Source organism: Moritella sp. (genome assembly GCF_033791185.1).
GTDB lineage: Bacteria > Pseudomonadota > Gammaproteobacteria > Enterobacterales > Moritellaceae > Moritella.
On the sequence record NZ_JASJHF010000298.1, the window covers coordinates 1 to 9,396 of the forward strand.

Below are 9,396 nucleotides of genomic sequence, written 5' to 3' on the forward strand. Positions count from 1 at the left end.
GGTGATTATAATTATATTAATATGTTTGTCATTTATGAATACCTTTTCGGAAGTTTTATGAGAAATAAACAAATAACACTGTATAAAATCATAGTTTCTGATTAAAACGGCGGCAGAATCGGTAGCTAATTAGATAAGAAACTTGAACATCGATAAATCTATGTTTAAGCCCGCATGATAAAACATAGATTATTGCTACAATTACTTTATAACTGTATATAAAAACAGTGTTTGTTATTTTATAATACCAAATACACCTTTTTACGAGTTATAAGGAAATCCACCATGTCTGTTCGTAACCTCAAAGATGGCCACAAGAAACCTTGGCTTTGTGAATGTTACCCAATGGGTCGCAGTGGCCGCAGAATCAGAAAGCGATTCGCGACAAAAGGAGAAGCGCTGGCATTTGAAAGTTACACAATGAAAGAGGCTGACAACGCTCCTTGGATGGGTAGTAAAGTTGACACCAGAACGCTATCTGAATTAATTTCCATTTGGTATGTGCTGCACGGCAAAAATTTAAAATCAGGCGTTCATACTCACAGGCGCTTAGAACTAATTTGTGAAAATTTAAACGATCCAATAGCGTCAAAATTAACGACTAATGATATCGCCTATTACAGAGCTGGCAGGCTATCAAAAAAAGGTGAACCAGTTGAAATATCAAAAACCACACATAATTTTGATATTCGAATTTTGCGTTCAATGTTTAATGAGTTAACTCGTTTGAATGAGTGGGAACACACCAATCCAGTCGCAAATGTGCGTCCTTTAAAAAGCACAGAGCGTGAATTAAGCTTTTTAAGTAAACAACAAATTGCAGATTTATTAGAGTCAGTTGAATCAAAGCCAAATAGTCAGGACATTAAAAATGTCATCTTAATTTGTCTAATGACAGGGGCGAGAATACGTGAAGCGATCAACTTAAAAGGATCGCAACTATCGGAATACAAAATCACGTTCATTGAAACAAAGGGGCGAAAAAATAGAACAGTTCCTATTTCAAAATCCTTTTACCATCAGATTAAAACTGGTGAAAGCGGCAGTTTATTCCATTGTAGTTACGAAAGGCTGCATAACCGAATCAAAACGTGTATAACAAGCCTGCCTAAAGGCCAAGCAACACACGTTCTACGTCACACATTTGCAGCTCACTTTATGATGAACGGCGGAAATATATTAGTATTACAGCAAATTCTAGGGCACAGAGAGATTAAGCAAACAATGGCATACGCGCATTTTTCACAGTCTCACTTAAACGATGCGGTGTTGTTTAATCCCGTCAGTGACATGTCGCAAACCATATAAAAAATGGCGGCAAAATGGCGCACTAGGCAAAAATATACACTAGATTATACGAATATATGCTTAATACGGTTACTAGAAACCAGCTAGATATAAGTTAACATCACTAATATCAAACACTTAAATAAAAGAAACATAATATAATATGTTACAAGGAATCATATGAGTCTTGAAGTTCGTGACCTGTCTATTTTATTAATTGAGCCTTCTACTACACAACGTAAATTTATTAGAACCCAATTGCAGGATGCTGGTGTTGATAACATCGAATGCGTTGTTTCACTCGAGCAGGCAAAACAAAGTTTAACGGGCTTTATTCCCGATTTAATCATCAGTGCAATGTATTTTGAAGATGGCTCTGGTGCTGAGTTTGCTGAGTTTGTAAAGTCTAACGTCCTCACAGAAAGTATCGCCTTTATGCTCATCTCTAGTGAGCAGCGCTTCTCGGTATTAGATAAAGTAAAACAAGCTGGCGCTATTGCCATTTTACCTAAGCCGTTTAAATTTGTTGATTTACAGCGCGCTCTTAATGCCACGCTTAGCTATATTGAACCAGAAGAAATGGAGTTAGATCTCTACGATGTAACCGCATTGAAAGTATTGGTTGTCGATGATAGTTTAACGGCAAGAAAACATATCTGCCGGGTACTCTACAGTATGGGTATTGTCGGTGTGACGACTGCTGAAAATGGTGTAGAAGCATTAGAATATTTGGCCCACAATGCATTCGATTTGATTGTCACCGATTACAATATGCCAGAGATGGATGGCAAAGAGCTGGTTGAGAAGATCAGAATGAATCCAGAGTTAGCTTACCTACCAATCATGATGGTGACGTCTGAAGAAGGTAACGCTCAATTAAGCGCAGTAAAACAAGCAGGTGTATCAGCACTGTGCGACAAGCCTTTTGATATCGATACCGTTAGAATGCTTGTTCAACAGCTATTAAATGAGCAATAGCAGAGCATCACAATGAAACCTAATGTCTGGGCTATACCGGGTATATTTATGTTTTATGGCTCTTCGCTTGAAGCTAAGTCACATAAACACAATGCAATACAAATAGTCTGGCCCAGTGCGTGTTCAACGGTCACGATTCTTGACACTCAGGTAGTTACCCCGCTCATTATTGCCTCTGATATTACGCATAAGTTAGAGATGCAAGCGGGCTGGGTAATTTTAGTTGAGCCGCAATCTTGGTTAGGTGTATTACTGTCTGCCTATTTACAAAACGACCCATATCGACAAATTACGAATCTAGCACGCTTTACCTCTGCAAACCAATCTGTAATGGTCGAGTTCGCGGCAGTAGCCACAATATTGACCCCTCTCCTCCTTAGCCTTAATATTACTTGGCAGCAAAGCGACGAACAGTACAATATTAACGGTAATAAATTGGACGATAGAATTAATTCACTGCTTCATCGGCTTAATGGCTGCTTTGGAAAGGAATGTTTAAAGCCAAACCGTTGGCGAGCCAATGCAGTGGCAAGTGAATTAGCGATTTCAGAAAGTCGATTCTTGCACCTGTTTAGACAAGAGATGGGCATTGCATGGCGACCTTATTTGCTATGGCGACGCTTGCTTTGTGCTGTCCAGGCAATAGAGTATGGAAAAAATGCAACAGAATCGGCCTACCTCGCCGGATTTTCAGATAGCGCACACTTAAGCAGAACATTTCACAATACATTTGGCATGACATTACGTGATGCGAAATTGTCATTGAATCAAATGGACAGTTAATAAGTTAGCCAGTTTATTCAATTTTTAGCACATCACTTTGCTTATTCTAATCACTCAAACCAGTGAACGGAGTAAATCATTATGACGATTAATCAAGCTTACCTGCAAACGACACCAATGCTGGACTATCTTAATGAGGATATTCAGCAGCTCATCACGCTACATGGATGGCGAGATCTTTCTCAATACGATGCAATTGGCGCTGTGTACAATTTTGTACGCGACGATATTACATTTGGCTACAACCGCGACGATACCTTAACAGCAAGTCAGGTATTAAAAGATGGCTACGGCCAATGCAATACGAAGGGCACGTTATTAATGGCCTTGTTACGGGCGTTGAGCATTCAAAGCCGATTTCATGGCTTTACTATTTATAATCAGCTGCAACAAGGTGCAATACCCAGCTATCTTTTCTTTTTCTCACCACAGAAAATCATTCATAGCTGGGTTGAGATATATTTCGCTGGGCGCTGGTTAAATTTAGAAGGTTATATTATTGACCGCCAATATCTAACCGTGATCCAGGCTAAATTCGCAGATAACGGTGACACATTTAGTGGCTTTGGTATTGCCACTAAATGCTTAAAAAAACCCGCAAACGAATGGCAAGGAAACAGTACTTATATACAAAAAGAAGGGATTGCCGATGACTTCGGGGTTTATTCTCAACCAGATGATTTTTATAATGAAAAAGGCAGCAATCTCACTGGTATTAAAAAGTTGATATTTCGTTATTTATTACGACATTTAATGAACAAAAATGTCGATAATATCAGGAATGAAAAGTTATAACATAAACCGTTATTTTAAGCTAAATAAAGTAAGGGGTCACAAGACCCCATGCTGCTATCATCCAAGATTAATCGGAGTTTTAATGCCTTTTAACTGTTGAAATGAGCTAGCTTTTGCATCTTTTAAAAACTCAGCCATATACGGCATTTCCAATTGTTCAACACGGATAGCCGCATATAAAGTCGTCCAACAGCTTTCTTCACCGAGTGGCTTGGCTAAGATGTAATCTTTTTCTAAATATTCGGTTAACGCCCAGTTAGGCAAAGCCGCCACACCACGTCCACTTGCCACCAGCTGTAACATCATAATAGTTAACTCAGCATGGCGAATTGCATGTGGAGAAACGCCCGCTGGATCTAAAAATAAATTAAATATATCAAGACGTTCTCGTTCAACAGGATAAGTAATTAGCGTTTCTTCAGCCAGATCCTCTGGGTCAATATAACTTTTATCTGCCAGAGCATGATGACGGCTCACAGCAAGCATCGGTTGATAACTAAAAAGCGGCTCATAATGAATCCCAGATAATACTTGTGGATCTGACGTCACAACTAAATCGACATCTCCGCGTTTAAGCGCTGGTAACGGTGCAAAACTAAAACCAGAAGCTAAATCAAGCTCAACCTCAGGCCATTGGTCACGAAAGACGTCAATTGCTGGCATGAGCCATTGAAAGCAACTATGGCACTCGATTGCCATATGCAAGCGGCCTGCATTACCCGATAATAAACGGCTAATATCACGCTCTGTATTAGCAAACATAGGCAACACTGACTTTGCTAATTTAAGCACCCTCTCTCCAGCCACAGTAAAACGTAAGGGTCTGGTTTTACGGATAAATAATGTGGTATTCAAGCGTTCTTCAAGATCTTTAATTTGATGTGATAACGCCGATTGTGTCATGTAAAGACTTTCTGATGCTTCGACTAATGAACCTGTTTGCTCTAATGCGATAATTGTTTTCAAATGCTTAACTTCGAGCATCGTTAATTTCCTTTTGCACTGATGACTGGATTTAGCATAATCGTTACTTCAATTTTTTTCAACTTTATCAATAAAAATATGAATTTGATTCATGTGGAAGAGTGTTCAATACTTTAGCCATCTAAACGGCTTTACGTTTATAGATATCAACTAAATCAAATGGAGTTGCAAATGGCTAAATCACACATAGTAGGTTTCCCACGTATCGGTGCGGACCGCGAATTAAAAAAAGCAATTGAATCATATTGGAAAAATGACATCACTAAAGTTGAACTCGAAGCCGTTGGCAAACAATTGCGAGCGAAACATTGGCAGCAACAAATTGATGCCGGACTTGACTTCATCACTGTGGGTGACTTCGCTTGGTACGATCAAGTATTAGCATTATCAGCAACCTTAGGTGTGATCCCTGCTCGCCATCAAGAAGACAACATCACACTCGATACATTATTTAATATGGCGCGTGGTTCTAGCCCGTGTTGTGGTCAACAAGCCGCTGCATGTGAAATGACAAAATGGTTCGATACTAACTATCATTACCTTGTTCCAGAGCTAAACGAAACGCAAATATTTGCACTCAGCTACAACCAATTGATTGAAGAGATCCAAGAAGCCAAAGCACTTGGTTTACCAATTAAAGCCAGCCTACTTGGCCCCGTAAGCTATTTATGGTTAAGTAAAACCAACAGTGATTTTGATAAGCTGACCCTCCTACCTCAACTTGTTGAGACGTATCAACAGCTGCTTAATAAAATTGAAAATGAAGGCGTTGAATGGGTACAAATTGAAGAACCGATTCTAGTACAAGATCTAACCACTGAATGGCATAATGCGTTCAACACAAGTTATGCTGAATTAGCCAAAGGTAACAGCAAACTTTTACTCACCAGTTACTTTGGTGCGCTAGGCGATAATGCCGAGTTAGTATTCTCACTGCCTGTTGATGGTTTCCACATTGATTTATCTCGTGCGCCAACACAATTAGATACGGCATTAGCATTGCTGCCTGATACCGCTATTTTGTCTGCAGGTATCGTTAACGGGCGTAACATTTGGCGTAACGATCTAGCTCAATCAGTGAATGCCTTACAGCAAGCTAAAGCACTATTGGGTGATCGCCTATGGGTTGCATCGTCATGTTCATTACAGCATAGCCCTGTTGATCTGAATAACGAAACAGAGCTAGATAGTGAGCTGAAATCTTGGTTAGCCTATGCAGCACAAAAACTGACAGAGATTAGCACCATCAATTCATTGCTAAACGGTGATGATTCAGAGCCGCTTAGCACGCAATTAAACGAATCCGCCGCAGTGGTACTATCTCGTGCAGCGTCACCTCGTATTCACAATGCCGCAGTTAAAGCACGTGTTGCCGCGATAACCGATCAAGACGCGCAACGTCATAGTCAGTTTTCTCAGCGTATTGTTAGCCAACAGCAAGAACTTAACTTGCCACTATTTCCAACCACAACTATAGGTTCGTTCCCACAGACCAGTGACATTCGTCAAACCCGTAATCAATTTAAACAACATCTGATAAGCCAAGACCAATACGTCACTAAAATGCAAGCTGAGATCAAAGATGTGGTAAAACGCCAAGAAGCACTCGGGCTTGATGTACTGGTACATGGCGAACCAGAGCGTAATGACATGGTTGAATACTTCGGTGAATTACTCGATGGTTTCGCCTTCTCAAAAAATGGTTGGGTACAAAGTTATGGTACGCGTTGCGTAAAACCACCCATCATCTTTGGTGACATTTCTCGCCCAGCACCGATGACTGTGGCTTGGAGTCAGTATGCACAAGCGCAAACCAGCAAGTTAATGAAAGGCATGCTAACAGGCCCTGTTACTATCTTATGTTGGTCATTTACCCGTGACGATATTAGCCGTGAACAACAAACCAACCAAATTGCATTGGCGATTCGCGATGAAGTGGTTGATTTAGAAAAGGCAGGCATTAAAGTCATTCAAATTGACGAACCGGCATTGCGTGAAGGTTTGCCACTACGTAACAGCGAACAGCAAGCGTATTTAGATTGGTCAACAAAAGCTTTCCGTATCAGCGCATCGGGTGTGAGCGATAATACCCAGATCCATACGCACATGTGCTACTGCGAATTTAATGAAATTATGCCGTCGATTGCAGCGTTAGATGCCGATGTGATAACGATTGAAACATCACGATCTAATATGGATCTATTGTCCGCCTTTACTGATTTTAGTTACCCAAATGACATTGGTCCGGGTGTATATGACATTCACTCACCAAATGTGCCGAGTGTCGAATGGATGACGCAGTTAATTACCAACGCAAGCGAATACATTGACGTGGCACGCTTATGGGTTAATCCTGATTGCGGTCTTAAAACACGTGGTTGGCAAGAAACTGAAGCTGCATTACAGAACATGGTCAGCGCCGCGCATAACTTAAGAGAGACTTTTTCTCACAAGTCTTAGTACATAACATTATCTGTCACATACAAAAAGGAGAGCAATCGCTCTCCTTTATTTTATCTTGCTAAGTAATTAATTCAACCGACTAATCAAACTCGCCAATCAATTAGTAATCGACTGCAGCGCGCTGGCTGGTAATGCTTTTCATCATTGGTAACACAGCTTGATGCTTCGGGTGGTCTTGATACACGTCTAGTGCAGCGCGAGAATCTAAGTCCGCAATTAATACCAAATCGTAAGATCCCGCACCTTGTAAACAATCAATGCCAACTTCCAAACGTTGTAACCCAGGAATTTGACCATTAAGCGCTTCAAGTGCTTCTTTCGCTAATTTAGCATTTGTGCTTTTATCATTACCATTAGCAGTGTCTTGTAAAGTCCACATAACAATATGTTTGAACGCCATGATTGTTCGATCCTTTTTAACAAACGAATAATTCACCCAACTCACTTGGGGATTGAAGAAAGAGCAGTATAACTTTTAATCGTCGATTTGGCTGGATGAATATCAAAATTTCATAACATTTTCACAGTAGCATCACCAATGAACCTTATACCTATCAATACCGCGCAACGTTAATAGATAAACTTAGACACCATGATTAATAGTTACAATGATTCATCAGATTCAAGCGTGCATTATCGAGGGAGGTACATTTTTTATTTAAAATTAGTCATTTTTATTGAGCTCTGGAATGTGATTTCTAAATAAAACCAATATGATTAACTCAACTGAGAAAAACCTTAATCTGAATACTTTCACTAGGAGTGATAATCATGGCTAACTTACTAAACCAAGTAGAAACTATCTACAATGTCGCAAAAGAAACAGCAAAAACGTCTATCACTGCAGGTTTTGGTGTTTATGGCACAATCATTGATGAAGCATCAAAGTCATCAGATAAAGCAACTCAACTTTTCGAATCTCTAGTTGAGCGCGGTGCACAAGTTGAACCTCAAGTAAAAGAACAAGTTTCTGCACTTCTAGGTAAAAGAATCTCTTTAGAATCAATTGAAACTAAAGCACAAAGTATCACTGGTCGCTTTACTGGTGTTCAAGGTCAAAAATTGAATGAAGTAGAAAGCAAAATTGACCTACTTGCTACTATGATCAGTGAACTAAAAACTGAACCAGCAAAAGTACAAAAAGTGATTAAAGCACCTGCAAAAGCAACTGCTGAAGCATAATAATACTTTGATTGCATAATCAATTAATGGGGGACGCTGTCCCCCTTATTCCCTACCTGAGAATCTCTACTACCACTTAGCCTATACCCTTTCAATTCGCATCAACATTACCGCTAACTGTTTTTCATTTGCATTTGCACTTTACCATGTAAAAACTACTATTAAGTAATATCAATATACCGTATACCATCGAGTAAGGACTAAGAATGAGCCAAGTTAGCTTAACTTATAACCCTGTTGAAGATCGCATGTTACTTATCGTTTCGAATAATATAAATCATCCTCAATGGTGGCTCACTCGGCATATGTGCAAAAAATTACTAGAAATGCTCAATGCCGAATTAACCCTGCAGTATGAATTAGATAAAATTCAATCTTGCTACAAAGAAAATAAAACCAATCAAGAAACATCATTTGCAGATAAGCACCAGCAAGCCTTGCATGACGCCGCAGGCAGAACTGAAATACAGAAAAAATCAACACCAGCACAACCCGATGCATTACTCACCACCCGGATCTCGTTAGATAAAAAGCCAGATAATTTAGTCGCTTTATATATTTATTCTCGAGACAACCATGGCATTTGCCTTGATCTGGATAATAACGGCTTACATATTTTTCTAGATATGATGCTAAAAGTAGCCATAAAAGGGGAATGGGGTTTAAAACAAGCAAGATCTATCGAAAATAAGCTAATCTAATAGATCTGAATAAGAGGATGCTAACTGTAGCTACCACCCTCTTGAATATAGACAATAAGGTATGATCTTTTATTCGTTATCTTCGCTTGAATTACCGCGGCGAGTTAGCTGTTCGCGCAAGTTAGGCGGAATACCCACAATTGTTAGCGTATCGGTTTGTGCATCATAACTAATACGCTCACCCATTAATTTCTGGTCGAAACTAACACTTAAACCACCACCC

At 39.6% G+C, this 9,396-nt stretch carries 10 protein-coding genes; 7 read left to right on the forward strand and 3 right to left on the reverse strand.

What is annotated here, in order from left to right; genetic code table 11:
- Positions 1 to 285 precede the first annotated feature (285 nt).
- The 4 genes from QNK26_RS16925 (at position 286) to QNK26_RS16940 (ending at position 3,843) form a co-directional block, all read left to right on the forward strand.
- Positions 286 to 1,308, forward strand: coding sequence for a tyrosine-type recombinase/integrase (locus QNK26_RS16925; protein WP_319225145.1), 1,023 nt, complete (start codon positions 286 to 288; stop codon positions 1,306 to 1,308).
- Between the two features lie 159 nt (positions 1,309 to 1,467).
- Entirely contained in the window at positions 1,468 to 2,265 is a 798-nt protein-coding gene (locus QNK26_RS16930) for a response regulator (protein WP_319225147.1), read from the forward strand.
- Positions 2,266 to 2,277: 12 nt separating this feature from the next.
- A complete protein-coding gene (locus QNK26_RS16935; RefSeq protein ID WP_319225148.1) occupies positions 2,278 to 3,048 on the forward strand; it encodes a helix-turn-helix transcriptional regulator in 771 nt (256 codons plus the stop codon).
- A gap of 81 nt (positions 3,049 to 3,129) precedes the next feature.
- Complete coding sequence (locus QNK26_RS16940; RefSeq protein ID WP_319225149.1) at positions 3,130 to 3,843, forward strand: transglutaminase family protein; 714 nt, start codon at positions 3,130 to 3,132, stop codon at positions 3,841 to 3,843.
- A 57-nt stretch (positions 3,844 to 3,900) separates the two neighbouring features.
- Here QNK26_RS16940 and QNK26_RS16945 read toward each other — a convergent pair whose 3' ends face one another.
- Positions 3,901 to 4,827: a LysR family transcriptional regulator gene (locus tag QNK26_RS16945; RefSeq protein ID WP_319225151.1), complete on the reverse strand. Its 927-nt coding sequence runs from the start codon at positions 4,825 to 4,827 to the stop codon at positions 3,901 to 3,903.
- Positions 4,828 to 4,998: 171 nt separating this feature from the next.
- Between QNK26_RS16945 and metE the strand changes: the two genes are divergently transcribed.
- Positions 4,999 to 7,287 (forward strand): 5-methyltetrahydropteroyltriglutamate--homocysteine S-methyltransferase, encoded by a 2,289-nt coding sequence (gene metE, locus QNK26_RS16950; protein WP_319225152.1) that lies wholly within the window; start codon positions 4,999 to 5,001, stop codon positions 7,285 to 7,287.
- A gap of 103 nt (positions 7,288 to 7,390) precedes the next feature.
- Here metE and QNK26_RS16955 read toward each other — a convergent pair whose 3' ends face one another.
- The gene (locus QNK26_RS16955) at positions 7,391 to 7,690 is read right to left on the reverse strand and encodes a Dabb family protein (RefSeq protein ID WP_319225154.1); all 300 of its coding nucleotides are present in this window, start codon (positions 7,688 to 7,690) and stop codon (positions 7,391 to 7,393) included.
- Positions 7,691 to 8,061: 371 nt separating this feature from the next.
- Here QNK26_RS16955 and QNK26_RS16960 point away from each other — a divergent pair, with 371 nt between their 5' ends.
- Both QNK26_RS16960 and QNK26_RS16965 read left to right on the forward strand, forming a co-directional pair.
- Positions 8,062 to 8,472 (forward strand): hypothetical protein, encoded by a 411-nt coding sequence (locus QNK26_RS16960; protein WP_319225156.1) that lies wholly within the window; start codon positions 8,062 to 8,064, stop codon positions 8,470 to 8,472.
- Between the two features lie 206 nt (positions 8,473 to 8,678).
- Positions 8,679 to 9,173, forward strand: coding sequence for a hypothetical protein (locus QNK26_RS16965; protein WP_319225158.1), 495 nt, complete (start codon positions 8,679 to 8,681; stop codon positions 9,171 to 9,173).
- Positions 9,174 to 9,242: 69 nt separating this feature from the next.
- Here the strand turns inward: QNK26_RS16965 and QNK26_RS16970 are convergent.
- Positions 9,243 to 9,396, reverse strand: a 154-nt coding sequence (locus QNK26_RS16970; RefSeq protein ID WP_319225160.1) for a nucleoid-associated protein, incomplete at its 5' end; no start/stop codon positions are given.

Coding starts and splice junctions, on each gene's coding strand:
- QNK26_RS16925 (WP_319225145.1), top strand. CDS start 286: ATGTCTGTTCGTAACCTCAAAGATGGCCACAAGAAACCTTGGCTTTGT.
- QNK26_RS16930 (WP_319225147.1), top strand. CDS start 1,468: ATGAGTCTTGAAGTTCGTGACCTGTCTATTTTATTAATTGAGCCTTCT.
- QNK26_RS16935 (WP_319225148.1), top strand. CDS start 2,278: ATGAAACCTAATGTCTGGGCTATACCGGGTATATTTATGTTTTATGGC.
- QNK26_RS16940 (WP_319225149.1), top strand. CDS start 3,130: ATGACGATTAATCAAGCTTACCTGCAAACGACACCAATGCTGGACTAT.
- QNK26_RS16945 (WP_319225151.1), bottom strand. CDS start 4,827: ATGCTCGAAGTTAAGCATTTGAAAACAATTATCGCATTAGAGCAAACA.
- metE (WP_319225152.1), top strand. CDS start 4,999: ATGGCTAAATCACACATAGTAGGTTTCCCACGTATCGGTGCGGACCGC.
- QNK26_RS16955 (WP_319225154.1), bottom strand. CDS start 7,690: ATGGCGTTCAAACATATTGTTATGTGGACTTTACAAGACACTGCTAAT.
- QNK26_RS16960 (WP_319225156.1), top strand. CDS start 8,062: ATGGCTAACTTACTAAACCAAGTAGAAACTATCTACAATGTCGCAAAA.
- QNK26_RS16965 (WP_319225158.1), top strand. CDS start 8,679: ATGAGCCAAGTTAGCTTAACTTATAACCCTGTTGAAGATCGCATGTTA.